Annotated in this window: 24 protein-coding genes and 1 tRNA gene; 11 read left to right on the forward strand and 14 right to left on the reverse strand. The window is 72.6% G+C overall.

The window, feature by feature from the left end; genetic code table 11:
• The first annotated feature begins 34 nt into the window (after positions 1–34).
• Positions 35–994 carry a trypsin-like serine peptidase gene (locus ACZ6C1_RS21740; protein ID WP_469242831.1) on the forward strand — a complete coding sequence of 320 codons (960 nt, stop codon included), beginning with the start codon at positions 35–37 and terminating at the stop codon, positions 992–994.
• Between the two features lie 39 nt (positions 995–1,033).
• Here ACZ6C1_RS21740 and ACZ6C1_RS21745 read toward each other — a convergent pair whose 3' ends face one another.
• From ACZ6C1_RS21745 to galU, 8 genes are all read right to left on the reverse strand, one after another.
• Complete coding sequence (locus tag ACZ6C1_RS21745; protein ID WP_469242832.1) at positions 1,034–2,953, reverse strand: RICIN domain-containing protein; 1,920 nt, start codon at positions 2,951–2,953, stop codon at positions 1,034–1,036.
• Positions 2,954–3,286: 333 nt separating this feature from the next.
• Positions 3,287–3,360 (reverse strand) — tRNA-Ala (locus ACZ6C1_RS21750).
• Positions 3,361–3,446: 86 nt separating this feature from the next.
• Positions 3,447–4,511 (reverse strand): divisome protein SepX/GlpR, encoded by a 1,065-nt coding sequence (gene sepX, locus ACZ6C1_RS21755; protein ID WP_469242833.1) that lies wholly within the window; start codon positions 4,509–4,511, stop codon positions 3,447–3,449.
• Positions 4,512–4,668: 157 nt separating this feature from the next.
• Positions 4,669–5,271 carry a GNAT family N-acetyltransferase gene (locus ACZ6C1_RS21760; protein ID WP_469242992.1) on the reverse strand — a complete coding sequence of 201 codons (603 nt, stop codon included), beginning with the start codon at positions 5,269–5,271 and terminating at the stop codon, positions 4,669–4,671.
• Between the two features lie 14 nt (positions 5,272–5,285).
• Positions 5,286–5,756 carry a MogA/MoaB family molybdenum cofactor biosynthesis protein gene (locus ACZ6C1_RS21765; protein ID WP_469242993.1) on the reverse strand — a complete coding sequence of 157 codons (471 nt, stop codon included), beginning with the start codon at positions 5,754–5,756 and terminating at the stop codon, positions 5,286–5,288.
• A gap of 176 nt (positions 5,757–5,932) precedes the next feature.
• Complete coding sequence (gene moaC / locus ACZ6C1_RS21770; protein WP_469242834.1) at positions 5,933–6,433, reverse strand: cyclic pyranopterin monophosphate synthase MoaC; 501 nt, start codon at positions 6,431–6,433, stop codon at positions 5,933–5,935.
• A gap of 126 nt (positions 6,434–6,559) precedes the next feature.
• On the reverse strand, positions 6,560–7,867 hold the full coding sequence (gene glp / locus ACZ6C1_RS21775; RefSeq protein WP_469242835.1) for a molybdotransferase-like divisome protein Glp: 1,308 nt from the start codon (positions 7,865–7,867) through the stop codon (positions 6,560–6,562).
• Positions 7,864–8,775 carry a UTP--glucose-1-phosphate uridylyltransferase GalU gene (gene galU, locus ACZ6C1_RS21780; RefSeq protein ID WP_469242836.1) on the reverse strand — a complete coding sequence of 304 codons (912 nt, stop codon included), beginning with the start codon at positions 8,773–8,775 and terminating at the stop codon, positions 7,864–7,866. The genes glp and galU overlap by 4 nt, the downstream gene beginning before the upstream one ends.
• Before the next feature lie 107 nt (positions 8,776–8,882).
• Here galU and ACZ6C1_RS21785 point away from each other — a divergent pair, with 107 nt between their 5' ends.
• Positions 8,883–9,464, forward strand: a complete 582-nt coding sequence (locus ACZ6C1_RS21785) for a 5-formyltetrahydrofolate cyclo-ligase (RefSeq protein ID WP_469242994.1) — start codon at positions 8,883–8,885, stop codon at positions 9,462–9,464.
• A 28-nt stretch (positions 9,465–9,492) separates the two neighbouring features.
• On the opposite strand, the gene ACZ6C1_RS21790 is transcribed toward ACZ6C1_RS21785, so the two are convergent.
• On the reverse strand, positions 9,493–12,309 hold the full coding sequence (locus tag ACZ6C1_RS21790; RefSeq protein ID WP_469242837.1) for a penicillin acylase family protein: 2,817 nt from the start codon (positions 12,307–12,309) through the stop codon (positions 9,493–9,495).
• A 267-nt stretch (positions 12,310–12,576) separates the two neighbouring features.
• On the opposite strand from ACZ6C1_RS21790, the gene ACZ6C1_RS21795 reads away from it, so the two are divergent.
• From ACZ6C1_RS21795 to mscL, 6 genes are all read left to right on the forward strand, one after another.
• Complete coding sequence (locus tag ACZ6C1_RS21795; protein ID WP_469242838.1) at positions 12,577–14,034, forward strand: potassium/proton antiporter; 1,458 nt, start codon at positions 12,577–12,579, stop codon at positions 14,032–14,034.
• Between the two features lie 281 nt (positions 14,035–14,315).
• Positions 14,316–15,611: an MFS transporter gene (locus ACZ6C1_RS21800; RefSeq protein ID WP_469242839.1), complete on the forward strand. Its 1,296-nt coding sequence runs from the start codon at positions 14,316–14,318 to the stop codon at positions 15,609–15,611.
• A 68-nt stretch (positions 15,612–15,679) separates the two neighbouring features.
• Positions 15,680–16,009 carry an FmdB family zinc ribbon protein gene (locus ACZ6C1_RS21805; RefSeq protein WP_469242840.1) on the forward strand — a complete coding sequence of 110 codons (330 nt, stop codon included), beginning with the start codon at positions 15,680–15,682 and terminating at the stop codon, positions 16,007–16,009.
• An 82-nt stretch (positions 16,010–16,091) separates the two neighbouring features.
• Positions 16,092–16,958 carry an S-methyl-5'-thioadenosine phosphorylase gene (locus tag ACZ6C1_RS21810; RefSeq protein ID WP_469242841.1) on the forward strand — a complete coding sequence of 289 codons (867 nt, stop codon included), beginning with the start codon at positions 16,092–16,094 and terminating at the stop codon, positions 16,956–16,958.
• Between the two features lie 479 nt (positions 16,959–17,437).
• The gene (locus ACZ6C1_RS21815; RefSeq protein ID WP_469242842.1) at positions 17,438–17,935 is read left to right on the forward strand and encodes a hypothetical protein; all 498 of its coding nucleotides are present in this window, start codon (positions 17,438–17,440) and stop codon (positions 17,933–17,935) included.
• Positions 17,936–18,025: 90 nt separating this feature from the next.
• Positions 18,026–18,541 (forward strand): large conductance mechanosensitive channel protein MscL, encoded by a 516-nt coding sequence (gene mscL / locus ACZ6C1_RS21820; protein ID WP_469242843.1) that lies wholly within the window; start codon positions 18,026–18,028, stop codon positions 18,539–18,541.
• A gap of 10 nt (positions 18,542–18,551) precedes the next feature.
• Here mscL and ACZ6C1_RS21825 read toward each other — a convergent pair whose 3' ends face one another.
• Entirely contained in the window at positions 18,552–18,854 is a 303-nt protein-coding gene (locus tag ACZ6C1_RS21825; RefSeq protein ID WP_469242844.1) for a hypothetical protein, read from the reverse strand.
• 21 nt (positions 18,855–18,875) lie between these two features.
• Positions 18,876–19,199 carry a hypothetical protein gene (locus tag ACZ6C1_RS21830; RefSeq protein WP_469242845.1) on the reverse strand — a complete coding sequence of 108 codons (324 nt, stop codon included), beginning with the start codon at positions 19,197–19,199 and terminating at the stop codon, positions 18,876–18,878.
• A 108-nt stretch (positions 19,200–19,307) separates the two neighbouring features.
• Here ACZ6C1_RS21830 and ACZ6C1_RS21835 point away from each other — a divergent pair, with 108 nt between their 5' ends.
• The 3 genes from ACZ6C1_RS21835 to ACZ6C1_RS21845 all read left to right on the forward strand — a co-directional run bounded on the left by ACZ6C1_RS21835 (position 19,308) and on the right by ACZ6C1_RS21845 (position 22,426).
• A complete protein-coding gene (locus tag ACZ6C1_RS21835; RefSeq protein WP_469242846.1) occupies positions 19,308–20,489 on the forward strand; it encodes a low temperature requirement protein A in 1,182 nt (393 codons plus the stop codon).
• Positions 20,486–21,514, forward strand: coding sequence for a P1 family peptidase (locus tag ACZ6C1_RS21840; protein WP_469242847.1), 1,029 nt, complete (start codon positions 20,486–20,488; stop codon positions 21,512–21,514). The genes ACZ6C1_RS21835 and ACZ6C1_RS21840 overlap by 4 nt, the downstream gene beginning before the upstream one ends.
• A gap of 174 nt (positions 21,515–21,688) precedes the next feature.
• Positions 21,689–22,426 carry a DUF6227 family protein gene (locus ACZ6C1_RS21845; protein WP_469242995.1) on the forward strand — a complete coding sequence of 246 codons (738 nt, stop codon included), beginning with the start codon at positions 21,689–21,691 and terminating at the stop codon, positions 22,424–22,426.
• 19 nt (positions 22,427–22,445) lie between these two features.
• Here ACZ6C1_RS21845 and ACZ6C1_RS21850 read toward each other — a convergent pair whose 3' ends face one another.
• Genes ACZ6C1_RS21850 through ACZ6C1_RS21860 form a run of 3 tightly spaced genes read right to left on the reverse strand, consistent with a single transcriptional unit; the run spans position 22,446 to position 26,394 of the window.
• Complete coding sequence (locus ACZ6C1_RS21850) at positions 22,446–24,686, reverse strand: PTS fructose transporter subunit IIABC (protein WP_469242848.1); 2,241 nt, start codon at positions 24,684–24,686, stop codon at positions 22,446–22,448.
• Between the two features lie 11 nt (positions 24,687–24,697).
• Positions 24,698–25,636 carry a 1-phosphofructokinase gene (pfkB, locus tag ACZ6C1_RS21855; RefSeq protein WP_469242849.1) on the reverse strand — a complete coding sequence of 313 codons (939 nt, stop codon included), beginning with the start codon at positions 25,634–25,636 and terminating at the stop codon, positions 24,698–24,700.
• Complete coding sequence (locus tag ACZ6C1_RS21860; RefSeq protein ID WP_469242850.1) at positions 25,633–26,394, reverse strand: DeoR/GlpR family DNA-binding transcription regulator; 762 nt, start codon at positions 26,392–26,394, stop codon at positions 25,633–25,635. The genes pfkB and ACZ6C1_RS21860 overlap by 4 nt, the downstream gene beginning before the upstream one ends.
• Positions 26,395–26,480 lie beyond the last annotated feature (86 nt).

Raw genomic sequence — 26,480 nt, forward strand, 5'->3', positions numbered from 1 at the left:
GACCGCGCCCCGGGCACGGCAGAAGGAGACATGCGTGAGAGGCCAACGCACCGCCATGGGCGTCCTGCTGACCGTCGGAGCCCTGCTCACCGGCGCCCTGTCGACCACCACCGCCACCGCGGCCGGGCCGGCACCCGCCCCTGACACCCGGACCGTCACCGCCGCCGAACAGCACAAGGCACGGGCCTTCTGGACCGCCGAGCGGATGCGCGGCGCCACCCCGCTCGACCTGCTGCTCACCCCGCAGGCCGTCAAGAAGCTCAGGGCCCCGGAACCGGGCGGTGCCGCACCGACCACGATCGCGCCCACCGCCTTCCCGCAGGCCGGCGGGGCCTGGAGCGCCGGCGGCGCGGTCGTGAAGACCTCCGGCCGGGTGTTCTTCACCTTCCAGGGCCGCACCGCCTCCTGCTCCGGCAACGCCGTGACCAGCCAGAACGCCAGCACGGTCATCACCGCCGGGCACTGCGTGAAGTACCAGGGAAGCTGGCACACCAACTGGGTCTTCGTCCCCGCGTACAACAACGGCCAGGCCCCCTACGGCCAGTGGACCGCCACCAAGACGCTCACCACCCCGCAGTGGGAGGCGAGCGAGGACATCAACCACGACATCGGCGCGGCCGTCGTCGCCCCGCTGGGCGGCCAGAAGCTCACCGCCGTCACCGGCGCCCAGGGCATCCAGTTCAACGGCGGCTACAACAAGCAGATGTACGCCTTCGGCTTCCCGGCCGCGTCCCCGTACGACGGATCGAAGCTGATCTACTGCAGCGGGAACTCCTCCAAGGACTTCCTCTTCTCCCAGGACCACAGCCTGGGCTGCAACATGACGGGCGGCTCCAGCGGCGGCCCCTGGTTCACCGGATTCAGCGAGGCGACGGGCACGGGCCTGCAGGTCTCGGTGAACAGCTTCGGCTACACCTTCCTGCCGAACCGGATGTTCGGCCCGTACTTCGGCAACGAGGCCAAGGCCCTGTACGACAAGGCCCAGGTGTCGTAACCGGCCCGGCGTCACCGGCGGGGCCACCCCCGCCGGTGATCACCCCGCGCCGCCGGGGACCAGGGCCACGACGAGCGGTCCGGCACCCTCCAGGGGCGCGGGCACCCCGGCGAGCTCCGCGGTGCCGGGGTCACGCACACCGCTCTCCGGAGCGGCGGACTCCGTGGCGCCGGGGCCGCTGCCCGGCCCGCTGCCGGGTGACGGGTCGCTGACGCCACGCACGTCGTACCGCTCGGCAGGAGGCGCCCCGTCCGGCGCTCCGCTCCCGGGAGGGGCCGTCGGCGGGCCGGACGGCCGTTCCGGTGACGCGCCCTTCCCGGCGCGCGCGGCTCCCACCTGCCCGGTGTCCCCGGCCACCTCGGTGTCCCCGGCCGCACCGGCGTCGTCGGCCGCCCGCCGGGGCGAGGGGACGGCTCCGACAGCGTTGTCGGTCAGCCAGCGCTGGGACGCCGCCCCGTCGCGCAGCTTGACCACCACGGTGGTGCCCGGCTGGGCGGTGGTGGGCATCAGACCCAGGCCCGCGTGCCACCGGGGCACCACGTGCCCCTGGATGCTCAGGTCGTACCGCACGGTCACGGCGGCCTGCGTCGCGCACAGCCGCAGCACGACCACACCCGAGCGCTCCTGCGAGTTCGGACACAGCTCCGGCGCCGCGGCGCTCCGCAGCAGCCCGTCCCGCTCGTACCGCCACAGCTGCGTCGGGGAGCCGGAACACGGCGCCAGCGTCAGTTCGGTGCCGACCTGCGGCCGGCCGTCCCGGACGTCGAGGCACAGCCCCGCCTCCGCGTTGCGCAGCCGGGTGCTCAGGCCTCCGCCGGCGTGCCCGGCGGACTCGGGCGGCGGCGGCGAAGCGGTCGTGGGCCGGGAACCCGGCGCGGGGACGGTACTGCCGGGCGGAGTCACCGTGCCGCCAGGGGTCACCGCTCCGGCGCTCGGCCCGCCCTGCTCCGCCCAGAAGCCCGACAGGGCCGCCGCGGCCAGGGCACCGGCCATCAGGAGCCCGAGCCCCACCAGGAGCGCTCCCCCGCCCGGCACGGCCCCGGCGAGGCGCCGCGCGGCACCAGCCGGCACGACACGCGAGTGCCGGCCCGCCCTCCTCGGCACGGCAGGCGCACCGGTACGGGTCCGGGCACGGGAGCGGCCGGGCCGCGACTCGACGTACCCGCGGGCGCCCTCGCCGAGCACGCCCTCGGCCAGCAGCAGCGCCAGCCGCCCGTCGGAGTGGCGCAACTGGTCCGCCGCGTACCGGCAGTGCCGGCACTTCGCCAAATGCCGCTGAATGTCCGGGATCAGCGCGCCGCCGCGGCGCAGCGATATGTCGAGCAGCCGGTTGTAGTGACGGCATTCCGGGTCCGCCGCGAGCTCCGAATGGGCGCGCAGACAACCGGCACGGAACAGTTCGCGGGCGTCTTCGAGTTGTGCCGTCGCGGTGCGGGGATCGATGGCGAGCAAAGCGGCCGGAATGGATATCCCCTCCGCCTCGACCTCCCGGTGCCAGAGGAGCACCTGCGCCTCTCCCGGCAGGGCCGCGAACGCCCGGGCGACGAGCTGCCGGTCCGGCGCGGGCCCGGCGGGCCGCGGCAGGCCGGTCAGCAGAGCGGCGATACGGGGGTCCCCCGCCCAATCCGCGACGGTCCGGCGCACGGCCACCAGCAGCCGCGGCCGCAGCGCCCCCTCCGGGCCGCCTCCGCCGCCGTACCGCAGCTCGTCCAGCACCTGCGCGAAGGCGGCCGACACCACCATCGAGGCGTAGGTACGCGATGCGGTGAGCAGTACCGCGTAGTCGCTGACCGCTCCGCAGTGCCGCGCCATCAGGGCGGTCGCGGGATACGAGTCGGCCGGGCCCCCGCTGCCGGGCGCCGCGCCCAGCATGGCGGCCAGTGCCGCGTCCGCCCCTCCCGAGGTGGGTGCGTAAGGGGGCGGCGGCGGGACGGAACGCTCGGGACGGGAAGAGGGCATGGGATATTTCCATTCAGGGCATTGCGATGGGGGGCTGAAGGAGAACGCAGCCTGATTGGTACATACCTTGTCGGCGCGATTCCCTTTAGGGATGCCACCGCCCAGGAATTCGAACTGCCGCTCAATTAAGCCCTGTTGGGCCCGCGGGGCTGCACAGCTTTCCATAACCCGCCGGTACGGAACAAGAGTTCCGGCGGGCGGCGCCCGCCGCCAATTCGGCCCATCCCCGTACGGCACGGCACGATCCTCCGGGCCCCTGCCCACCGACCACCCCGGGCCCCAACGACAAGATCCCGCCCGATCGGAATGATCGGACGGGATCTTGTGTGTGCGTGGACCTGAGGGGATTTGAACCCCTGACCCCCTCGATGCGAACGAGGTGCGCTACCAGTCTGCGCCACAGGCCCTTGCGACGTGTGAAACATTAGCATCCCGATCCGGGTGCTTGGAAATCCGTTCCTCGCGGGCGGCCGGGAGGCCCGTCACGCCACCCTCACTCGTTGGCCGCGCGCGGGCGGTCCTCGTCCGCGTACTGGTCGAAGAGCGGCGTCCGGCCGTGGTCGTGCGAGCGGCGCGGCGGATGCGGGCTGGGGTGAGGGTTCTGCCGGGTGGCCGGGGGCGGCGTGGGTTCCGCGGCGGACGAGCGGGCCGCGCTCCAGGTCTCCGGGTCGGTGACGTCCACGCCGCCCGTCGCGCGCGGGGCGACCGGCGCGGTGACGTACGTGGGCAGCGGCACGGGGACCGGGTCCCAGCTGTCGCCGCGGGTCGGGCCGTGGTCGCGCTGCTGGTCCACCCACTCGGCGTGGTCGGTCTGCTCGACCAGCGCGCGGCGCCCGGCCTCCTGCGGGGTGAGCGCGGGGGCCGGTTCGGGCTCCGGCTGCGGGTGGCGGGCCTCGGGCGCGTCGTCGTCGTGGTCCGGGGCGGGCCGGCCGCGCGGGCGGCTCTCACGGAGACGCTGTGCGGCGGCCTCGGCACGGCGCCGGTCCATGACGTACACGAAACGCCGGCGCTCCTGGGCGCGCAGGTGCACGATGTAGGCGCTCAGCAGCACGGCCGGGACCCCGGGGGCCCACAGGAACGCCAGGCCGCCGACGGCCGCGACGATCGCGCCGAGCGTGAAGGCGAGGAAGAGGACGACCGTGGTGCGCCGACGCCTGGCCAGGACCTTGGAGCGCCGGGCCCGCTCGGCCGCCGCGCCGGCGGGCCGGGGGCGCCTCGCGGGGCGTGGCCTCGCCGGCGGGACCTCGGGGACCTCCAGGCGCGCCTCGGTACGGTCCGGGGGCGCGGCGAAGGCCCGGACGTCGACCGAGCTCAGGTGCTCGGTCTCGGCGTCCGGGTCGACGTCGGGAGACGCCGCCTGTTCGGCGGTGCGCTCGCGCAACTCCTTGGCGTACCGGCGCTCCATGCCCGCCCGTCCGGACAGGAGCCGGATGGCGGTGCTGAAGCGTTCCGTCGGACGGGCTTCGTTCAGCTCGTCCTGCCTGCGGAGCCACATCGGCACCAGGTAGGCGGCCCAGGCCCCGACGATGACTGCGTAGATGAGGCCGCTGCTGCTCACGTCTCACACCGTAGAGGGGTTCGCATCCGGCCATCGGCCAATTGGGCCGGTGTGTCGCACGATCTGGCTGATCTCATTGAATTTTTTTGTGATTGTTCCGACCGGTTGCGATAGAACGGCGACCGAATTCGAACACATATTTTATTTACGTGATCGGTCAGCGTGGCGTTCCGCGACTGATCCTGTGCCAGCGGCGCAGGAGTCCTTCCGGGACCTCCTCAGCGGTGAGCGCGAAGACGAGGTGGTCGCGCCAGGCGCCGTCGATGTGGAGGTAGCGGGGACGCAGCCCTTCCTCCCGGAACCCCAGTTTTTCCACGACCCGGCGGCTCGGGGTGTTCTCCGGGCGGATGCACACCTCGATCCGGTGCAGGCCCACCGTGCGGAAGCAGTGGTCGACGGCGAGCGCCACGGAGGTCGGCATGACGCCCCGACCGGCGACCTCGCGGTCCACCCAGTACCCGACATGGCCCGAGCACATCGAACCCCAGGTGATGCCCGCGACGGTGAGCTGGCCGACCAGCCGGCCCTCGTACTCGACGACGAACGGCAGCATCCGGCCCGCGTTCGCCTCGGCGCGCAGATGGCGGACCATCTGGCGGTACGTGGGGCGCTGGGCGAGCGGGATGCCGGGCGCGGGCGGCGGGATGGTCGCCTCCCAGGGGCGCAGCCAGTCACGGTTGCGCCGGTTCACCTCGCGCCAGTCCCGCTGGTCGCGCAGCTTTATCGGCCGCAGGACGACGGCGCCGTCCGCCAGCGTCACGGGCCAGGCCGGGTTCATGACGGTCTGGGGTGGTCGCCGCCGCGGAGCTGGTCGACCGCGTGGACCAGGAGGCGTTCCAGGACGGCGAGGCCGTCGCGGACGCCGCCGGTGGAGCCGGGCAGATTGACGATCAGGGTGCGGCCGGCCACCCCGGCCAGCCCCCGGGACAGGGCGGCGGTCGGAACCTTGTCGCGGCCGTAGGCGCGGACGGCCTCCGGAATGCCGGGGACCTCGTGGTCGAGGACGCGGCGGGTCACGTCGGGGGTGCGGTCCGTGGGCGAGACGCCGGTGCCGCCCGTGGTGAGGATGACGTCGTACCCGGCCTCGACCCCGGCGCGCAGCGCGGCCTCGACGGGATCGCCGTCCGGGACGACCTGAGGTCCGTCGACGCCGAAGCCCAGCCGGGCGAGCCCTTCGGCGAGGATGGGGCCGCCCTTGTCCTCGTAGACCCCGGCGGACGCCCGGTTGGAGGCGGTCACGACCAGGGCCCGGTACGGGGCCCCGCCGGTGGGCGCGCCCTCGGGCCGGGAAGCATGCTCCGGCGGGGAGGCGTGCTCCTGCCGGGGGGCGTGCGGGGTGGGGCCGTGCTCGGAGGCGTGCGGCGCGGCGGCGCGCTCCGGCTCGTGGGCGTGTGCGCCGTGGACGTGTCCGCCCCGGGGCGTCATGCCTGCGCCCCTTCCGCCTCGGCGCGCCGATAGTGGCCGGACTTGCCGCCCGTCTTCTCCTCCACCCGTACGTCGGTGATGACGGCGGCCTTGTCGACGGCCTTGATCATGTCGACGACGGTCAGCGCGGCCACCGACACGGCCGTGAGGGCCTCCATCTCGACGCCCGTGCGGTCGGTGGTCTTGACGGTCGCCGCGATCTCGACCGCGTCGTCCGCGACCGACAGGTCCAGCTTCACGCCCGAGACGGCCAGCGGGTGGCAGAGCGGGATGAGGTCGGGGGTGCGCTTGGCGCCCATGATGCCCGCGATACGGGCGGTCGCGAGGGCGTCGCCCTTGGGGACACCCTCGCCGCGCAGCAGCTCGATCACCCGGGGCGAGACGAGGACCCGGCCGGTGGCGCGGGCGGTGCGGGCGGTGACGTCCTTCTCGGAGACGTCGACCATACGGGCCGCCCCCGACTCGTCGATGTGCGTCAGGCTGCCTTGCGTACTCACTGCTGAACTCCGCCTCGCGTGTTCCGGCGCCGATTGCCCCGCACGGCCATTGTCGCGCCGGCGAGGGCCGGGGGTGGTCCCCCGGGAAGGCACAGCGGCAGACACGGTACCGCCACAGCGGGGCTCTCAGCCGAGGAGGACCACGTCCAGGTCGTCGCCCGGCTCGACCGTCGTGGTGTCCTCCGGTACGACGAGCAGGGCGTCCGCGTGCGCGAGGGCGGCGATCAGGTGGGACCCGGCGCCGCCCACAGGGGTGACCGCGCCGGCCTCGGCGTCGTACGTGCCGCGCAGGAACTGGCGCTTGCCGGCCGGTGAGGACAGCGGCTTGTCGGCGGCGAGCGTGGCACGCACGCGTGGCCGCTGGGAGTCGGGCACGTCGGCCAGGCCCATGAGGGCGCGGATCGCGGGGCGGACGAACAGCTCGAACGAGACGTAGGAGGAGACCGGGTTGCCGGGCAGGGCCAGCAGCGGGGTGTGCTCCGGGCCGATGGAGCCGAAGCCCTGCGGCTTGCCCGGCTGCATGGCGAGCTTGCGGAAGTCGATGCCGCTGCCCGGCTCGTCCTCGTCGCCCACCGAGGAGAGGGCCTCCTTGACGACGTCGTACGCGCCGACACTGACCCCGCCGGTGGTGACCAGCAGGTCGGCACGGATGAGCTGGTCCTCGATGGCGGCACGCAGTGTCGTGGCGTCGTCGGTGACGGCGCCGACCCGGTAGGCGATGGCGCCCGCGTCCCGCGCGGCGGCGGCCAGGGCGAAGCTGTTGGAGTCGTAGATCCGGCCCTGGCCCAGCTCCTCGCCGGGCTGGACCAGTTCGCTGCCGGTGGAGATCACGACCACGCGCGGGCGGGGACGCACCCGCACGGTGCCGCGGCCGATGGCGGCGAGCAGGCCGATCTGCGGCGGGCCGAGGACCGTGCCCGCCTCCAGGGCCAGGTCGCCGGCCTGGACGTCGCTGCCCCGCGCGCGTACATGAGCGCGGGCCTCGACGGGGCGGTGGACGCGGACCTCGCCGGTGGCACCCTCGGGGGCGGCGCTCGCGGCCCGCATGCCGGTGGCGGGCGCGCCGCCGGTGCCGCCGTCGGTCCACTCGACCGGGACGACGGCCTCGGCGCCGGGCGGCAGCGGGGCGCCGGTCATGATGCGGGCGGCCTGGCCGGGGCCGACGGTGGGCAGACCCTCGCTGCCCGCCGCCACGTCACCGATGACCGTGAGCACCGCCGGGAACTCCTCGGTGGCGCCGGTGACATCGGCGACCCGTACCGCGTACCCGTCCATGGAGCTGTTGTCGAAGGGCGGCAGGGCGACGGGCACCATGACGTCCTCGACCAGGACACAGCCCTGGGCGTCGGGCAGCTGCAGCTCGATGGGATCGAGCGGGTGGACCGCCTGGAGGATGTCCTCCAGGTGCTCGTCCACCGACCAGGTCGTACTCACAGTCCCTGCATCTCCTCGGTGACGTAACTGCGAAGCCAGTTCCGGAAGTCCGGTCCCAGATCCTCACGTTCGCACGCGAGTCTGACAATGGCCCGCAGGTAGTCGCCGCGGTCGCCGGTGTCATAGCGGCGGCCCTTGAAGACGACACCATGCACCGGGCCCCCCGCCGACTCGTCGGCGACGAGCTTCTGCAGCGCGTCGGTCAGCTGGATCTCACCGCCCCGGCCGGGGGCGGTCTCGCGCAGTATCCCGAACACGGCGGGGTCGAGGACGTACCGGCCGATGATGGCGTAGTTGCTGGGCGCCTCCGCCGGATCGGGCTTCTCGACCAGGTTGGTCACCTTCACGACGTCGGCGTCGCCGGTGGGTTCGACGGCCGCGCAGCCGTAGAGGTGGATCTGGGACGGCTCGACCTCCATCAGGGCGATGACACTGCCGCCCTCGCGCTCCTGGACCTCGACCATGCGGGACAGCAGGGGGTCGCGCGGGTCGATGAGGTCGTCGCCGAGGAGCACGGCGAAGGGCTCGTTGCCGACGTGCGGGGCGGCGCACAGGACGGCGTGGCCGAGCCCGCGCGGGTCGCCCTGGCGGACGTAGTGCATGGTGGCCAGGTCGCTGGACTCCTGGACCTTGGCGAGGCGCTCCTGGTCGCCCTTCTTGATGAGGGCTTCCTCGAGCTCGTAGTTGCGGTCGAAGTGGTCCTCGAGCGGCCGCTTGTTGCGGCCGGTGATCATCAGTACGTCGGACAGGCCGGCGTCCACGGCCTCTTCGACGACGTACTGGATGGCGGGCTTGTCGACCACAGGCAGCATCTCTTTGGGAGTGGCTTTCGTGGCCGGCAGGAACCTGGTGCCGAGGCCGGCGGCGGGGATGACAGCCTTGCTGATCCTGGGGTGCGACTGAGTCATGCGGAGCACCATATCCGGTCGGTATGGGCGGAAGATTAGCTTCCGGTTAACTTCGTACTCATACGGCCATGTACGAGAGGTTTTGTGACGTCATCGTGACCGGCGACATGCCCGAAAAGCCCGCTCTGCGGCGCCAACTTCTTGCCGCGCGCGCCCTCCTGACCAGTGATGACGTCCAGAAGGCCGCCGCGGTTCTCGCGGACGTCGCCCTGAACCTGCCCGAGCTGCGGCGGGCCTGGACAGTCGCCGCATACGTCTCCATGGGGAGCGAACCGGGCACGCGCGCGCTGCTCGACGCACTGCGCGAGCGGGGCGTTCGCGTCCTGCTGCCGGTCCTGCTGGAGGACAACGACCTGGACTGGGCCGCCTACGAGGGCGCCGAGCGGCTCGTACGGGCCCGGCGCGGGCTCCTGGAGCCCTCCGGGCCCCGGCTGGGCGTGGACGCCGTCCTGGGAGCCGACACGGTCCTCCTGCCCGGCCTGGCGGTGGACGCGCGGGGCATGCGGCTGGGGCGGGGAGGCGGCTCGTACGACCGGGTCCTGGCCCGCATCGCGCGGGCCGGGCACGATCCGGCGCTGGTGGTGCTCCTCTACGCACACGAGGTGGTCGAGCGGGTCCCGGAGGAACCGCACGACCACCCCGTGCACGCGGTGGTGACCCCGGAGGTCACCCTCCGCTTCCGGGCCTAGGAGCGCTCGGGCTCCGGTGGCGCCGCCGCTACGGCGTGAGGACGAGCGTGTCGACGGTCTTGGCGTCGACCGCCTGCTTGCCGTAGGGCCAGTCGAGCAGCTCGCCCTTGGCCCACTTGTCGGTCTGATCGGTGTAGTGGGCGTTGTAGGCGTGCCCGGAGGCTCCGGTCAGGTTGATCCACCGGGACTTGTCCCAGTCGCCGACGTTCACGACCATCCGCATCGACGGCACCCACACCACCCCGTACCCGCCGGCGGCGTTCCAGCCGGTGGCGTTGACCGCCGCCTCGCCGCCCGAGAGGTTCCACGGGCCCCGGTTGAGCAGCCACTGGATGACGCCCGGGCCCTCGGTACCGAGGGTCTGGTTCGTCAGGGTCAGCTGGTGCAGCCGGCCCCAGCTCCAGCTGTTGACGTCCTTGCCGAGCTTGGACGTCAGTTCCCAGCGGGCGTCCACCATGGCCCGCTTCAGCAGCTCGTCGCGGGTGTCGGTGCCCAGCCGGTACGTGCGGTTGGGGGCGGACTTCCACCACTCGTTCTTCTCGTCCTCGAGGATCCGGCGGACCACCTCGTACCAGCGGTCGCCGCCGTCCGGCTGGGCCGTCTCGGCGTCCCGCTGCCCGCACTCCCGCACCAGCCTGTCCTGCTCGTCGACCGGCCCGGTGGAGTCGGCGGGACGGACGTTCAGGCACTCGCCCTTGACCCGCAGCTCCTTGGGCAGCTTGTTGCCGAAGGCGAGCTTGAGGACGTTGCGCCAGACGCCGTTGAAGTAGGCGGCCGCGCCCGAGTCCGCGTCCTGGGTGTAGTGCCAGCCCTCGAGGAGTTTCTGGGCCTCACGGACGTGCGGGTCGGAAATGTCGATCTTCAGCAGGTAGGGCGTCAGCAGCTTGGCGATCTCGCTGCTGTTGTCCGTCTGCATGGTGCGCATGTCCTCGGTGGAGACCTTCGCCCCGTCCTTGGTCTTGGACTCGATGAGGTCGTTGATGCGCTGGCTCCGCGAGCCGTATCCCCAGTCCTCGGTGAGCAGATACGGATACGTGTCCGCGTCGATCACGGCCTGGTTGGCGGTCACGATGTAGCCGCGCTCCGGGTTCTCCTCGTAGGGCAGCTCCTCGAAGGGGACGAACTTCTTCGTCCAGGTGTACTTCGGGTCCCAGCCGGGCGCCGGCATGGTGCCGTCGTGACCCTTCTGGCGGACCGGGATCTTGCCGGGTGCCTGGTAGCCGATGTTGCCCTCGGCGCCCTTGGCGTCGGCGTAGATCAGGTTCTGGGAGGGCACGTCGAAGTCGCGGGCGGCCTCACGGAACTGCTTGAAGTCGGTGGCGCGGTTCAGCTTGAACACGGCGTCCATGGACTTGCCCGGGTCCAGGGCGGTCCAGCGCAGGGCCACCGCGTAGCCGTCGCCGCGGTCCGGGGCGGCGGCGTCCACGGGAGCCTCGTCGCCGACCTTCTCCAGCTCGTTGCTGCGGTCGGAGACCAGAGGACCGTTGTTCGTCGACCGCACGGTGATCGTCTTCTTCGTGCCGCCGGCGATCTTGATGTCCTCTTCGCGGGTGATGAAGGGCCGTTCCTTGCGGTCGAACAGGTAACCGCTGTCGGTGATCTTCTCCAGGTAGAGGTCGCTGACGTCCGCGCCCAGGTTGGTGAAGCCCCAGGCGATGTCCTGGTTGTGACCGATGACCACGCCCGGCATGCCGGAGAAGGTGTAGCCGGACACGTCGTAACGGCACTTGTCGGAGACGGAACGGCAGTGCAGGCCCATCTGGTACCAGAGCGAGGGAAGCTGGGGCGCCAGGTGCGGGTCGTTGGCCAGCAGCGGCTTGCCGGTGGTCGTGTACTTGCCGGACACGACCCAGGAGTTGGAGCCGATGCCGTTGCCGTTGGGGCCCAGCAGGGCGGGGATCTTCTCCAGGGAGGAGGACAGCGCGGAGAGCTGCGACTGGAGGCCCTGGGTGGCGCCCTGCGGGCTGTCGGAGCCCTGGCCGGAACCGAGGCCCTGACCCGAACCCTGGCCCGTGCCGAGGCCCTGCCCCTGGCCCTGTCCCTGGCCGTCGCCCGTGTCCTGGCTGCCGCCCTTGCCGGAGGGGTCGAACTTCCCGGTCGCCTCGTCCACGCCGCCCCCGTCGACGATCGGGCGGTGCAGGTCGTAGGGGTACTCCGGGTAGAGGTCCTTGATCTGCTTCTCGCTGAGCCTGGTGGTCATCAGCGAACGGTCGATCTCCTCCTGCATGTTGCCGCGCAGGTCCCAGGCCATGGCCTTCAGCCAGGCCACGGAGTCGACCGGCGTCCAGGGCTCGATGGCGTAGTCGTTGCTGAAGGCGAGGGCGGCGTACTCGACCGAGATGTCGCGGCCCTCCTTGCCCTTGAGGTACGCGTTGACGCCGTCGGCGTAGGCCTGCAGGTTCTTCTTGGTGTCGGGCGACAGGAGCTTGTCGTACTCCTCCTGCGCCACCCGGTGCCAGCCCAGGGTCCGCAGGAACGCGTCCGTGTCGACCTGCTCCTTGCCGAACATCTCCGACAGGCGCCCGGCCGTCATGTGGCGGCGGACGTCCATCTCCCAGAACCGGTCCTGCGCCTGGACATAGCCCTGGGCGCGGAACAGGTCCTCGTCGGTGGAGGCGTAGATCTGCGGAACGCCGTAGTCGTCCCGTTTCACGTCGACGGGGCCGGAGAGGCCGTCCAGCTTGAGGGTGCCGGTGGTCTGCGGGAAGGGGGCGCGCACGGTGCTGACGCTCCAGTAGGCGCCGTAGCCGACGCCCGCGACCAGCGCCAGCACCAGGGCGATCACGAGCAGACGGGCACGTCGCCCCTTCTTCTTGGTGGAAGCGGCGGTGGTGTTGGCGGGCATCGCTGTCCTTCGAGGCGCAGGCTGGTCCTGGAGTGCTGGAGCAACCATAGGCGCAGCGCCCACCCGGCCCGGACGCGGTGTCAGTAAGGGGCCCCTCCTCGGGGACTCTTCACGAGCGCCGCGACCCCGGACCGGCATCAAGAAAGCGTTAATGATTAGGTAAGGTAACGAAGTACCGACGGCGGGAACACTCCGGCGCGCGCACGAGGAAAGGGTCGGCCACTGACTGTCCACCAGCTCAACGAACTCCTGCTCATCAGCTCGGTCGTGCTGCTCATCGCCGTCGCGGCGGTGCGGATCTCCTCCCGGAGCGGGCTCCCCAGCCTGCTCCTGTACCTCGGGATCGGGATCGCCATCGGGCAGGACGGGATCGGCAATGTCCACTTCGACAACGCCGAATTGACCCAGGTGATCGGCTATGCCGCACTTGTGGTGATCCTGGCCGAGGGTGGCCTGGGAACCAAGTGGAAGGAGATCAAACCCGCGTTGCCCACGGCGGCCGTCCTGTCGACCGCCGGCGTCGCGGTGAGCGTGGGGGTCACGGCCACGGCGGCGCACTACTGGGTGGGCCTGGAGTGGCGGCAGGCACTGATCATCGGCGCGGTCGTCTCCTCGACGGACGCCGCCGCCGTCTTCTCCGTCCTGCGCAAGGTGCCCCTCCCCTCACGCGTGACCGGCACACTGGAGGCCGAGTCCGGCTTCAACGACGCCCCCGTCGTGATCCTGGTGGTGGCCTTCTCGACGACCGGCCCGGTCGACAGCTGGTACGCGCTGCTCGGCACGATCGCGATGGAACTGGCCATCGGCGCGGCCATCGGGCTGGCGGTCGGATTCCTCGGCTCCTTCGGACTGCGGCACGTGGCCCTGCCCGCCTCCGGCCTGTACCCGATCGCGGTGATGGCGATCGCGGTGGTGGCGTACGCGGCCGGTGCCATGGCGCACGGCAGCGGCTTCCTCGCGGTCTACCTGGCCTCGGTGGTCCTGGGCAACGCCAAGCTGCCGCACGCGCCCGCCAACCGTGGTTTCGCCGAGGGTCTGGGCTGGATCGCCCAGATCGGCATGTTCGTCCTCCTGGGCCTCCTGGTGACCCCGCACGAGCTGGTCGACGACTTCTGGCCGGCGGTGATGGTCGGGCTGGTGCTGACGGTGGTGGCGCGGCCGCTGTCCGTCTTCCTGAGCCTGCTGCCCTTCCGCATCCCCTGGCAGGAGCAGGCCCTGATGTCCTGGGCGGGGCTGCGCGGCGCCGTGCCCATCATCCTGGCGACCATCCCCATGGTGTCCGGGATCGAGGGCAGCGAGAAGATCTTCAACATCGTCTTCGTGCTGGTGGTCGTCTACACGCTGGTGCAGGGCCCGACCCTGCCCTGGCTCGCCAGGGCGCTGCGGCTGGGCGACTCGGCGGAGGCCGCCGACCTGGGCGTCGAGTCGGCCCCCCTGGAGCGGCTGCGCGGACACCTGCTGTCGGTGGCCGTCCCGGAGCAGTCCCGGATGCACGGTGTGGAGGTCGCGGAGCTGCGGCTGCCCCCGGGCGCGGCCGTCACCCTCGTCGTACGGGACGGCCGGAGCTTCGTCCCGGGGCCCACGACCGTGCTGCGGCGCGGTGACGAGCTGCTGGTGGTGGCGACGGACCCGGTCCGGGACGCCGCAGAGCGCCGGCTGCGGGCCGTTTCCCAGGGCGGCAAGCTGGCCGACTGGCTGGGCACGGGCGGGAACGGAGGAAGGTGAGGAGACCGCGGGCAGAAAGCGGAAGGGAAACGTACGGTTAATCGGAGGTGACGACTGCCCGTATCGGCAATTTCACAGGCACCACACCCGCTTCTCCCTGTACCATGAAGGCACACTGATCGACCAACTCTGCCTGACGCAGAGCTGGCGCGACCGTATGGCGGCCGTGACGCTCCCTCGCAGTGGGGCCCGGTATCTACCGCAGTTCCGCGCAAGAGGACAGCTCTCGGCGGCTCCCGACACCCAGGGGAGCGCTACCAGGCGGCAGAAAGGCACGGGCCGTGCCCTCCGCTGTTGACACAGCCACGGTCACTCCGTCCGACGCTGTCACGCGTCCTGGATACGGGCAGCTCCTGCGCACCCCGGGAGCCTGGACGTTCCTGCTCCCCGGCTTCGCCGCGAGGCAGCCCTTCGCGATGCTGACCATCGGCATCGTCCTGCTGGTGCAGCACACCACCGGTTCGTACGGCAGCGCCGGCGCCGTCGCCGCGTTCACCGGCGTGTCCATGGCCCTGTTCGCGCCGCAGAGCGGCAGGCTCGCCGACCGCTTCGGACAGCGCGCCGTCCTGGTCCCCGGCGTCCTCGTCCACACCCTGTCGGTGTCCGCCCTGACGGCACTGGCCCTGGCGGACGCCCCCCTGTGGGCCCTGTTCGCGGCGGCGGTGCCGACCGGCGCCTCCGTGCCCCAGATCGGGCCCATGGTGCGGTCCCGCTGGGCCGCGAAGCTGGAGGGCTCGCCCCTGATGTCGACGGCGGCGGCCTTCGAGTCCGTCACGGACGAGTTCACCTTCGTCGTCGGTCCCGTCCTCGCCACCGCGCTGTGCACCGGCGTCCACCCGGCCGCCGGCCTGATCGCCGAGGCGACACTGACGCTGGCGGGCGGCCTGCTCTTCGCCGCCCAGCGCCGCACCCAGCCCGCGCACGGGCACAACCCCGCCCACGCGCGCGTGGAGCGCGTCTCCGCCCTGTCGGTGCCCGGCGTACGCGTCCTGGCCATCGCCTTCCTGGGCATCGGATCCGTCTTCGGCGGCATGCAGGTCTCGCTGACCGCGTTCACCGAGGAGATCGGGCAGCCGGGCATGAACGGCCTGCTGTACGGCCTCTTCGCCGCGGGCAACATGCTGGCCGGCATCGCCGTCGGCGCCATCGCCTGGAAGTCGGGCCCCCGCCGCCGGCTGATCCTCGGGTACGCGGGCCTCACCGTCGCCGCCTCGCTCCTGTGGTCCGCGCACTCCGTGGTGCTGCTGGGCGCGCTCGGCCTGGTCGTCGGCCTCTGCATCGCTCCCGCGCTGATCAGCGGCTACACGCTGGTCGAGTCCCTGGTCCCGGCGTCCGCCCGGACCGAGGCGTTCACCTGGCTGACGGGCGCCGTCGCGCTGGGCCAGGCGGCCGCCGTGACGGTGGCCGGACGGCTCGCGGACGGGTACGGCGCGAGCGCCGGTTTCCTGGTCCCGCTGGCCGGTACCGCACTGGCGCTGGCCACCCTGCTGGCCCTCCGGTCGCGCCTCGGGGCACGTCCGGCGACCCGGACCGTGGCACGTGGCGTCGGTCACCGCGTACCCGTGACGGTGGACTGATCCCGCGGAATACGTCAGTATGGACTGTCGTTAGCACTCATTGAGTGAGAGTGCCAGGAGGAAGACAAGTGCCGACCTACCAGTACCAGTGCACCGAGTGCGGCGAGGGCCTCGAGGCGGTGCAGAAGTTCACCGATGACGCCCTGACCGAGTGCCCGAGCTGCCAGGGACGCCTGAAGAAGGTGTTCTCGGCCGTCGGCATTGTCTTCAAGGGCTCCGGCTTCTACCGCAATGACAGCCGCGGCGCCTCGTCGAGCAGCTCGCCCGCCTCGAAGTCGTCGGGCTCGAGCAGCTCGTCGTCGAGCTCGTCCTCGTCGAGCTCCTCGGCGTCCAGCTCTTCGTCGGACTCCAAGCCCGCTTCCTCGAGCGCGGCCGGAAGCTCCAGCTCCGCCGCCTGATCCGGATCCGGCTTCCCCCTGGACCCTGCCGTTTCCCACGGCGGGGTCCTCGGTGCATCGGGGCCCCGTTAGGGTGAGCCGCATGGCGAACGCAGCGACTGCAGGCACCGGCGCGGACATGCGCGCGGACATCGGCGTCATCGGCGGCTCGGGGTTCTACTCCTTCCTGGAGGACGTCACCGAGGTCCCGGTGACCACCCCGTACGGAAGCCCGAGCGACGCGCTGTTCTTCGGCGAGCTCGCCGGGCGCCGGGTCGTCTTCCTGCCCCGGCACGGTCGCGGCCACCACCTGCCGCCGCACCGCATCAACTACCGGGCCAACCTGTGGGCCCTGCGGTCGGTCGGCGTACGCCAGGTCCTCGGGCCGTGCGCGGTGGGCGGCCTGCGCCCCGAATACGGGCCCGGCACGCTGCTGGTGCCGGACCAGCTGGTGGACCGGACGAAGACCCGTACACAGACGTTCTTCGACGGTGAACCCCTGCCGGACGGGACCGTGCCGAACGTCGTGCACACCTCCTTCGCCGACCCGTACTGCCCCGACGGCCGCAAGGTGGCCCTCGCCGCGGCGCACGGACGGGGCTGGGAAGCGGTGGACGGCGGGACCATGGTCGTCATAGAGGGCCCGCGCTTCTCCACCCGCGCCGAGTCCCAGTGGCACGCCGCCATGGGCTGGTCGGTGGTCGGCATGACGGGGCACCCGGAGGCCTACCTCGCCCGAGAGCTGGGGCTCTGCTACACCTCGATGGCCCTGGTGACGGACCTGGACGCGGGCGCCGAAACCGGCGACGGCGTCTCGCACACCGAGGTACTGAGGGTGTTCGGCGAGAACGTGGGCCGGCTGCGGGAGGTGCTCTTCGACGCGGTCGCCGGGCTGCCCGAGACCGGCAGCCGCTCCTGCTTGTGCACCCACGCGCACGACGGCTGGGACCTGGGCATCCGGCTTCCGTGATCGTGGCCGTGGTCTTGGCCTTGGCGGTGGCCTTGACCTTGACCTCGGCGGTGGCCTTGGCCTTGACCTAGGCCTTGGCCTTGGCGGTGGCCTTGGCCTTGACCTCGGCGGTGGTCTTGGCCTTGACCTAGGCCGTGGCCTTGGCGGTGGCCTTGACCTAGGCCTTGGCCGCTGGGCGCTCCGGGGGGTGACGGGGTTTTCCCCACCGCGGGGGTTGTCCACAGGCTCGGGCGGGATCGGCGGGGACGCGGGATCGTGAGGGGCGTCGGCGAAAGCCGGCGGAGCTGATGCCCGGTCCCGGTCTCTCACGGCAGGCGGTGGTTGCCATGACGTCCCGTCATCTCGCTGTTCCCGGTTCGTTTCCTGTTCCCCGTTCGTTTCCTGGCGCGGGGGCGCACCCCCCGCACACTTCTGCGCTTCCGGCTCCGGCAGGCTCGGCTGTCCTCCCGCCCGGCGCCCGCTGGGCCGCCCCGGCGCCGGTGCCCGAGACCTGCGGGGTGCCGCAGTTCGCCCCGCTGCGGGTGCGCGGCGGCCGTCACCGGCTGCGGCGGGCCGTGCGGCGCAGGCGGCGTGCGATGGCGGCAGGTCTCGCCATGACCGCCGCGGCGCTGGCCGCCTCGGCCTCGGGGTCCCGCGGGCCCGCCGAGACGGACAGACCGCAGGCCGCCGCGGCGCCCGAGCGGGAGCGGAAGCCGGTCGAGGTGGTGTCCGCCCCCGTGCGGATCGCGGACGGCGCGACCGTCCGCCTGCTGCGGCCCGGTGACCGCGTCGACGTGATCGCCTCACCCCTCTCGCCCTCGGCGGACGGTGACGACGCCCGCGTGGTGGCCAGAGGCGCTCGCGTGGAGAAGGTGCCGCGCGCGAGTGGTGAGTCGGCGGACGGCGGTGCGCTGGTCGTGCTGTCCGTCCCGCGCGCCACCGCCACCGCGCTGGCGGGCGCGGGGGCGACGTCCCGTCTGGCCGTGACGCTGTGCTGAGCCGGCCGGCACGCCCCCGTCGTACTGAGGGGCTGCCACCTCACCTGTCCGTGTGTACGGATTGGACGGTTGTGCCCGTTGACGGGCGTAATGACTCCGCCGACTGCACATGCGACGAAGGGCACCGTGGTGAGCCAGGAGAAGAATCAGAACCTGCTGGAAGGCTTCAAGGCCTTCCTCATGCGCGGGAATGTGATCGACCTGGCGGTCGCCGTGGTGATCGGAGCCGCCTTCACCAACATCGTGAACGCGATCGTCAAAGGAGTGATCAGCCCCGTCGTCGGCGCCTTCGGCACCAAGAACCTGGAGAGCTACCGGTCCTGCCTGAAGGCCCCGTGCCAGGTGAACGACAGCGGCGAGGTCGTCCAGGGCGTCGCCATCCTGTGGGGCTCGGTGCTCAGTGCCACCCTCAGCTTCCTGATCACCGCGGCCGTCGTCTACTTCCTGATGGTGCTCCCCATGGCCAGGTACCTGGCGCGCCGTGCGGCATTGGAGAAGGAGAAGAGGGGCGTGGAGGAGACCTTGGAGGTCACCGAACTGGAGGTGCTCAAGGAGATCCGCGACGCCCTCGTCGCGCAGCGCGGTGCGGAGCGCGGCGCTCCGTAGGGCAGCCGGCTCAGAGGTGGTGCGGCGGCTTCTCGTCGAGGAATCGCGCGAGATCGGCGGCGCTGTCGGCGCCGCCCGGAGGCCGCTCGCCCCACCCACGGTCCGTATCGTCCGCGGATGGCTGGTCCAGCGGATCGTCGAAGATCAGCGCCGGTGTCCTCTTCTTGGGACTGGCCGGACTACTGCTCGGACTGTTCGGGCTGTCCGCGCTGTCCGGACTCGGTGTGTTCCTCGGATTCTGCGGGTTCTTCTCTTCCTCCGGCGCCGATTCGCTCTTCGCGTCTCGCGGTCCGGGGGCGGGGGCGGTCCTCATGGTCCCAGCGTACGCCGGTTGTCAGCGGCCGGACTCGGGCGTGGGCTCGTCCTCCGGCTCGTCCTCGGGGCCGGGCTCGGGCTCGGGAGGCGCGCCGGGGGCCGGAGCGTCCGTCGGGGCGGGCGGCGCGCCGGGGGCCGGGGCGCCCGTCGGGGCGGGCGGGGCGCCGGGCGGGGGCTCGCCCGTGGGGGCGGGCAGGGCGCCAGGGCCTGGCTCGCCCGTGGGGGCCGGGGCGTCACCGGGCTCCGGCTCGTCCTCGGGCGGCGCGCCGGGGGCCGGGGGGCCGGCCGGGTCCGCCGGGGTGGGGGCGGCGCCCCGGGGCGGGTGGTCGGGGGGTGTGGTCACGCGGCCACCGTAGGTGCGTCCATCACGGTTCGCCCGTTGTGGGGACTTCGGGGGTGATCGCTTCCCACGGATGGCGCCCGGCGGCGGCGCCTCTGCTGTTCTGGTGGGATGACCACCCCTTCCCCCGGCCCCCTGCGGCCCCTGGTCTCCCGCAGCCGCGACGAGGCGCACCGCACCGCGACACCCCTGGAGCTCTTCTTCGACCTGTGCTTCGTCGTGGCGGTCGCGCAGGCGGGCGTCCAGCTCGTGCACGCCGTCGCCGAGGGCCATGCCGGGGACGGCATCGCCCGGTACGCGATGGTGTTCTTCGCCATCTGGTGGGCGTGGATGAACTTCACGTGGTTCGCCTCGGCGTACGACAACGACGACACCCTCTACCGCGTGGTGACCCTCGTCCAGATCTCCGGCGTCCTGATCCTCGCCGCCGGGGTGTCCCAGGCCTTCGAGGAGCAGGACTTCTTCGTCGTGTGGCTCGGGTACGTGGTGATGCGGCTCGCCCTCGCCTCGCAGTGGCTGCGAGCCGCACGGGCCGCGACCGGGGCGGAGCGCACGATGGCGCTGCGGTACGCGGCAGGGGTGACGCTCTGCCAGCTCGGCTGGACCGCCTTGGTGTTCGTGCCCGAGGAGGGCCGCCCGTGGGTCTTCCTCGTGATGGTGGTGGCCGAACTGTCCGTACCGCCTCTGGCGGAGAAGGACTACGCCTCCAGTTGGCACGCGCACCACATCGCCGAGCGGTACGGGCTGTTCACCATCATCGTTCTCGGCGAGACCATCGCCGCGGCGACCGTCGCCGTGAAGACGGGCGTGGAGGAGAACGACGCGCTGGGCGACCTGCTGCCCATCGCGGCCGGCGGGCTGCTGCTGATCTTCGCCGCCTGGTGGATCTATTTCATCGTCCCGGCCCACCAGCGGTTGCTGTCCAACCGGCAGGCGTTCCTCTGGGGCTACGGGCACTATCTGATCCAGGCGTCGGCGGCCGCGATCGGCGCGGGCATCGAGGTCGCGGTCGAGCAGGCCGTCGGCAAGGCCCACCTGTCGGCGACCGCCGCGGCGGCCGCGGTGACCCTGCCGTCGGCACTGTTCCTGCTGTTGCTGTGGACGCTGCACTCCCGCTACTTCAAAGTCGGCATCGCTCAGCAGCTCGTGCTGCCGTGCGCCGCGCTCGGGATCCTGCTCTCCACGTTCGCCGGGCGCTGGGGTGTCCTCACGGCCGGATTCGTCGCGGCGGCGGCCGTCGCCGCCGGGGTCCTGCTCACCGCCCGTACGGCGCGTGGTACGCAAGGAGGATGAATGACGCACTGACGGACGTGGCCGGGCTCCGGGTCGGCCACGCGCGCGTACCGGGGGACAACGCGCTCAGCGGCACCACCGTGATCCTGGCGCCCGAGGGCGGGGCGGTCGCGGCGGTGGACGTGCGCGGCGGCGGCCCCGGCACCCGGGAGACGGACGCGCTCGACCCGCGGAACCTGGTTCAGCGCATCGAGGCGGTGGTGCTGACGGGCGGCAGCGCGTACGGGCTGGAGGCGGCGGCCGGCGTGATGGCCTGGCTGGAGGAACGCGGGCGGGGCGTGCGCGTGGGGCCGGACCCGTCGCAGGTGGTGCCGGTCGTTCCGGCGGCGTGCGTGTTCGACCTGGGCCGGGGCGGCGACTGGAAGGCGCGCCCGGACGCGTCGACGGGGCGCGCGGCGGTGGAGGCGGCGGACGCGGCGGGCCCCCGCGCCCCTGTGGAGTGCGGGGCCGTCGGAGCCGGGACCGGGGCGGTGATCGGTGGGATGAAGGGCGGGGTCGGTACGGCCAGTACGGTCCTGCCGTGCGGGATCACCGTCGGCGCGCTGGTCGTGGCCAACGCGGTGGGCTCGGCGGTCGATCCGCTGACGGGGGCGCTGTACGGGGCGTACGGGGACGGGCCGATGGAGTTGCCCGCCCCACAGGTGCACGCGGCGGCGGCACGGCGGCTGGCCGAGGCGCTGGAGCGCAACGACTGGCCGCCGCTGAACACGACGCTGGCGGTGGTCGGTACGGACGCGGAACTGACCAGGGCGCAGGCGCAGAAGCTCGCGGGGACGGCGCACGACGGGATCGCGCGCGCCGTGCGGCCGGTCCACCTGCTCAACGACGGCGACACCGTGTTCACCCTCGCGACGGGCGAGCGCCCCCTGCCGGACACGCACGGCCCGCTCGCGCTGAACGAGGTACTGGCGGCCGGTGCCACCGTGGTGACCAGGGCGATCGTGCGGGCGGTGCTGGCCGCCGAGTCGGTTTCGGGTCCGGGTGGCGACTTCCCCGCGTACCGGGATCTGTACCGCCTCGACTGAGGGGGGCCGACACCGAGTTGGACGGGGCGCGCGGGAACTCGTGCCGCGCGCCCCTCGTTTTGGGGAAGTCGGACGCGTTGTCAGACCCAGGCACTACCTTAAGCAAGCATCGAGTGACACGCGGCGACGGCCTGGAGACCCCTCTTGAACGTTCCGAACGACGAGACGACCGAGATGCACGTCGAGCGCCTCCTGGGGCGGGCGCTCAACTCCTTCGACCTGCCCGACGCGCTGGTCGAGCGACTGGACTCCGCGCTGGCGCACGCCAGTTCGCTGCACTCGTCGCACCACAGCGCGGCGCTCCACCGGGCGACGTACCGGCACACGTACCTGCTGGCAGACGGATCGTCGCTGACGCTGTGGGAGCTGGTGCACAACACCGGGCGCACCGGCACCGAGCAGCACGAGCTGTACGCGGACGAGACCGACGTACGCCTCGCCGCCTCCCGCCTGCCCGTCGGCTTCCCCGAACCGGACGACGACCTGGCCGTGGACCTGCACATGGACCTCGACGCGGACCTGGAGCTGCTGGGCGCGCTGCTGGCCCGGCCGATGGCGCCTGCCCCGACGGTGTACATGCCGGACGACTCGGCCGACCACGCCCGCCGGGTGCTGCGCCGCGCGGAGAACGAGGACCGGCCCGGCGAGGCGGTGGCCGCGCGGCTGCGGGGCGCGTTCGCCCACCACATCAAGCAGGTCTTCGGCCGCCAGTTCAGCGTGCTGGGCAAGGACGCCGGGTTCACGCTGTACGAGCACGCGTTCCTGCTGCTGGACGGCAGTGAGATGAGCCTCTGGGAGGTGGAGCACACGGCGACGCCTGACGGCAGGCACATGTGCGAGGTCTACGAGGACGAGTCGGCCGCGCGCGAGGCCATGGAGCTCCGCGCGCGGGTGCGGGGGCGCGTGCGCTGACGGACCGGGTCCGTCGGTGTCAGGCCGCGACGGCGACCTTCTCGTGCGTCTCCCCCGGCTCGTCCGCCGCCGAGGCGGGGGTGGACGCCTTGCGGGCGTGGCCCTTGAGCAGCAGGACGAGTGCGGCGCTCACCAGGGTGCCGGCGACGATCGCGACCAGGTAGAGCAGTGGGTTGCCGATCAGCGGGACGACGAAGACGCCACCGTGCGGGGCGCGCAGGGTGCACTCGAAGAGCATCGACAGGGCGCCGGTGACGGCGCCGCCCACCATCGCCGAGGGGATGACGCGCAGCGGGTCGGCGGCGGCGAAGGGGATCGCGCCCTCGGTGATGAACGAGGCGCCGAGCACCCAGGCCGCCTTGCCGTTCTCCCGCTCGGCCCTGGTGAACAGCTTGCCGCGCACCACCGTGGCCAGGGCCATCGCCAGCGGCGGCACCATGCCGGCGGCCATCACGGCGGCCATGACCTTCAGCGAGCCCTCGTTGGGGTCGGCGAGCCCGCCGATGGCGAAGGCGTAGGCGACCTTGTTGAGCGGCCCGCCCAGGTCGAAGCACATCATCAGGCCGAGGATCACGCCGAGGACGACCGCGTTGGCGCCGGACAGTCCCGACAGCCAGTCGGTCAGCGCCTTCTGGAGCGACGCGATGGGCTTGCCGATCACCAGGAACATCAGGAAGCCGACGACGGCGGAGGAGATGAGGGGGATGACGACCACGGGCATGATGCCGCGCAGCGGGCCGGGCACCCTGATCCGCCGTATCGCCAGCACGACCCCGCCCGCGATCAGACCGGCGGCCAGGCCGCCGAGGAACCCGGCGTTGATGGCCAGCGCGGCGGCGCCGCCCACGAATCCGGGCACCAGCCCGGGGCGGTCGGCCATGCCGTACGCGATGTAACCGGCGAGGACGGGAACGAGGAAGCTGAACGCCAGGGCACCGATCTGGAAGAGGAGCGCGGCCCAGCTGTCGGCCTGCCCCCAGGCGAAGTACCCGGCGACGGAGGGGGCGTCCTTGACGGTGTAGCCGCCGATGGCGAAGCCGAGGGCGATGAGGAGCCCACCCGCGGCGACGAACGGCACCATGTAACTGACGCCCGACATCAGCCACTTGCGGAGTTTGGTGCCGTAGCCCTCGCCGGGCTCGCCCGCGTTCTCGACGGGCGTGCCCGGGGGTGCCGTGGTGGTGACCTCGCCTCGTTCGGCCTTGCCCCGGACCTCGGCGATCAGCTCGGCGGCCCGGTTGATCCCGGCCTTGACGCCGACGTCGACGGTGGGCTTCCCGGCGAACCGTTCCTTCTCCCGGACCGGGACGTCATGCGCGAGGATCACGCCGTCGGCTGCCGCGACGACGGCGGGGTCGAGCCGGGTGAACCCGGCGGAACCCTGGGTCTCCACCACCACCTCGACTCCCGCGTCCCGCCCGGCGCTCTCCAGGGACTCGGCCGCCATGTAGGTGTGCGCGATGCCGGTCGGGCACGACGTCACCGCCACGATCCGGAAGGTCACCGGCGCCTCCTCACCTCCGGGGGCTCCCCCCGGCCCCCCGGCGGCACGGCCCTCCGGCCCGGACGGCCCGCCGCCGGAGGCGGGGCCCGCGGCGGCGCCGTCCCCGGTGACGTCGCCCGGCACAGCGGCGTCGACGTCGGTGGCCGCCCTCGACTCACCCTCGGAGGGAGCGCTCCCCGCTCCGGCAGGGGCCCCACCGGAGGCGACGTCCTCAGCCGTCGCGGGCGCGGCGGCCTCGAGGGCGGAGCCGGCCCGCGCGGGGCCCTCCGCCGGTGCGGCGGCCTCGGGGCGCTCGGGGGCGGGGTCCTGGGGCGGGGCGTCGCCGCGGATCAGGGCGGCGGCTTCGGGCGGGGACGCCGTCGTGCGGAGCGCGGAGGTGAAGTCGGGGTCCATCAGGCGGCGGGCCAGGGACGAGAGGATCGTCAGGTGGGCGTCGTCCGCGCCGGCCGGGGCGGCGATCAGGAAGATCAGGTCCGCCGGGCCGTCCGGGGCGCCGAAGTCGACACCCTGGCCCGAGCGGCCGAAGGCGAGCGTCGGTTCCGTGACGTGGGCGCTCCGGCAGTGCGGGATGCCGATACCGCCGTCCAGCCCGGTCGGCATCTGCGCCTCGCGCGCCGCCACGTCGGCCAGGAAGCCGTCGAGGTCGGTCACCCGGCCGAGCCCCGCCATGCGCTCGGCGAGCGAACGGGCCGCCTCTTCCTTGGTGTGCGCGGCCAGGTCGAGATCGACCAGGTCCGCGGTGATCATGTCGCTCATCCCGGGTTCCCTTACTCGCTCAGGTCTCGGTCGAGGGGCACGTCGGCGGTGACGGTGACCGCCGACAGGTCCAGGTCGGCGGGCGTGGGCATCTCACTGCCCGGCAGCCGCACGGCCGCCGCGCCGTGTGCCACCGCCGCCGCCAGGGCGTCCGGGCCTTCACCGCCCGCGGCGAGGAACCCCGCCAGGGACGCGTCTCCCGCGCCGACGTTGCTGCGTACGGAGTCGACGGCGGCGTACCCGTAGAGGGCACCGGCCTCGGACACCAGCAGTTGCCCGTCCGCGCCGAGGCTGGCGAGCACCGTGCCGGCACCCGCGTCGCGCAGTTCCTCCGCCGCCTTCAGCACGTCGCCCACGGTGGCGAGGGGGCGGCCGACGGCGGCGGCGAGCTCCTCGGCGTTGGGCTTGACCACGTCGGGGCGGGCGCGCAGCGCGGTCAGCAGCGACGGTCCGGAGGTGTCGAGGGCGATCCGCGAGCCGTACCCGTGGGCACGGGTGACGAGATCGGCGTACCACTCCGGTCCGAGGCCGGGCGGCAGGCTGCCGCAGCAGGCGACCCAGTCGGCGGCGGGTGAGTAGGCGCCGACCGCCGCCAGGATCGCCTCCGACTCGCCGGGGGTCAGCCAGGGCCCCGGGGCGTTGATCTTCGTGAGCGTGCCATCGGGTTCGGCGACCGCGATGTTGGAGCGGGTGTGGCCCTTCAGTGGCACGGGTGCCACCTCGATGCCCTCGTCGGCCAGCAGTTCGGCGACGAGCGCGCCGGGTGCGCCGCCCAGCGGGACGACGGCGACGGTACGGTGGCCGGCCGCCGCCACGGCGCGGGAGACGTTGACGCCCTTGCCACCCGGGTCCATGCGTTCGCCGGCGGCGCGCAGCACCGCGCCGCGCTCGAGGACCGGGACTTCGTACGTCCGGTCCAGGGACGGGTTGGGGGTGACGGTGAGGATCATGCGCGTACGACTTCCGTTCCGGCCGCCTCGATGGCGGCCGCGTGTTCGGGGCTGAGTCCGGTGTCCGTGATGAGCAGGTCCACGTCGGTGAGGTCGCCGAAGCGGGCGAAGTGCTCCTTGCCGTGCTTGGCCGAGTCGGCGAGCAGCACCACGCGGCGGGCGGCGGCGACCATGGCGCGCTTCACGGCTCCCTCGGCGAGGTCGGGGGTGGTGAGCCCGTACTCGACGGAGAACCCGTTCGTGCCGAGGAGGAGCACGTCGGCGCGGATCTCGTCGTACGCGCGCAGGGCCCAGGCGTCGACGGCGGCGCGCGTACGGTGCCGGACGCGTCCGCCGACCAGGTGGAGGGCGATGCCGGGGTGGTCGGCGAGCCGGAAGGCGGCGGGCAGGGCGTGGGTGACCACGGTGAGCCCGCACTCGGGGGGCAGCCCGGCGGCCACGCGGGCCACGGTGGAGCCGGCGTCGAGGATGACGCTGCCGTCCTCGGGCAGCTCGGCGAGCGCGGCGCGCGCGATGCGGTCCTTCTCGTCGGCGGCGGTGGACTCGCGTTCGGCGAGGTCGGGCTCGAAATCCAGCCGCCCCGCCGGGATGGCCCCGCCGTGCACCCGGCGGACGAGCCCGGCCCGGTCCAGGGCCTTGAGGTCGCGACGGATGGTCTCGGCCGTGACCTGGAGCTGTTCGGCGAGGGAGAGCACGTCGACCCGGCCGCCCTCGCGGGCGAGGCGCAGGATCAGCTGTTGGCGCTCCGGTGCGTACATGTGGTTTTGAGTCCGATCAATGCCCGAATTTGTGGTTTCACCAGCAGGCTACGCCCGCATTCAGGGGAAGTAAACACATCCGGGCA

This window comes from Streptomyces sp. NPDC041796 (assembly GCF_055590785.1).

Bases quoted from the DNA above. Each gene is read 5' to 3' on its own strand.
- ACZ6C1_RS21745 (WP_469242832.1), bottom strand. From the start codon at position 2,953: ATGCCCTCTTCCCGTCCCGAGCGTTCCGTCCCGCCGCCGCCCCCTTAC.
- ACZ6C1_RS21845 (WP_469242995.1), top strand. From the start codon at position 21,689: ATGCACGTCGAGCGCCTCCTGGGGCGGGCGCTCAACTCCTTCGACCTG.
- ACZ6C1_RS21835 (WP_469242846.1), top strand. From the start codon at position 19,308: ATGACCACCCCTTCCCCCGGCCCCCTGCGGCCCCTGGTCTCCCGCAGC.
- mscL (WP_469242843.1), top strand. From the start codon at position 18,026: ATGACTCCGCCGACTGCACATGCGACGAAGGGCACCGTGGTGAGCCAG.
- ACZ6C1_RS21785 (WP_469242994.1), top strand. From the start codon at position 8,883: ATGCCCGAAAAGCCCGCTCTGCGGCGCCAACTTCTTGCCGCGCGCGCC.
- ACZ6C1_RS21860 (WP_469242850.1), bottom strand. From the start codon at position 26,394: ATGTACGCACCGGAGCGCCAACAGCTGATCCTGCGCCTCGCCCGCGAG.
- pfkB (WP_469242849.1), bottom strand. From the start codon at position 25,636: ATGATCCTCACCGTCACCCCCAACCCGTCCCTGGACCGGACGTACGAA.
- ACZ6C1_RS21790 (WP_469242837.1), bottom strand. From the start codon at position 12,309: ATGCCCGCCAACACCACCGCCGCTTCCACCAAGAAGAAGGGGCGACGT.
- ACZ6C1_RS21840 (WP_469242847.1), top strand. From the start codon at position 20,486: ATGAATGACGCACTGACGGACGTGGCCGGGCTCCGGGTCGGCCACGCG.
- ACZ6C1_RS21810 (WP_469242841.1), top strand. From the start codon at position 16,092: ATGGCGAACGCAGCGACTGCAGGCACCGGCGCGGACATGCGCGCGGAC.
- galU (WP_469242836.1), bottom strand. From the start codon at position 8,775: ATGACTCAGTCGCACCCCAGGATCAGCAAGGCTGTCATCCCCGCCGCC.
- ACZ6C1_RS21850 (WP_469242848.1), bottom strand. From the start codon at position 24,686: ATGAGCGACATGATCACCGCGGACCTGGTCGATCTCGACCTGGCCGCG.
- ACZ6C1_RS21825 (WP_469242844.1), bottom strand. From the start codon at position 18,854: ATGAGGACCGCCCCCGCCCCCGGACCGCGAGACGCGAAGAGCGAATCG.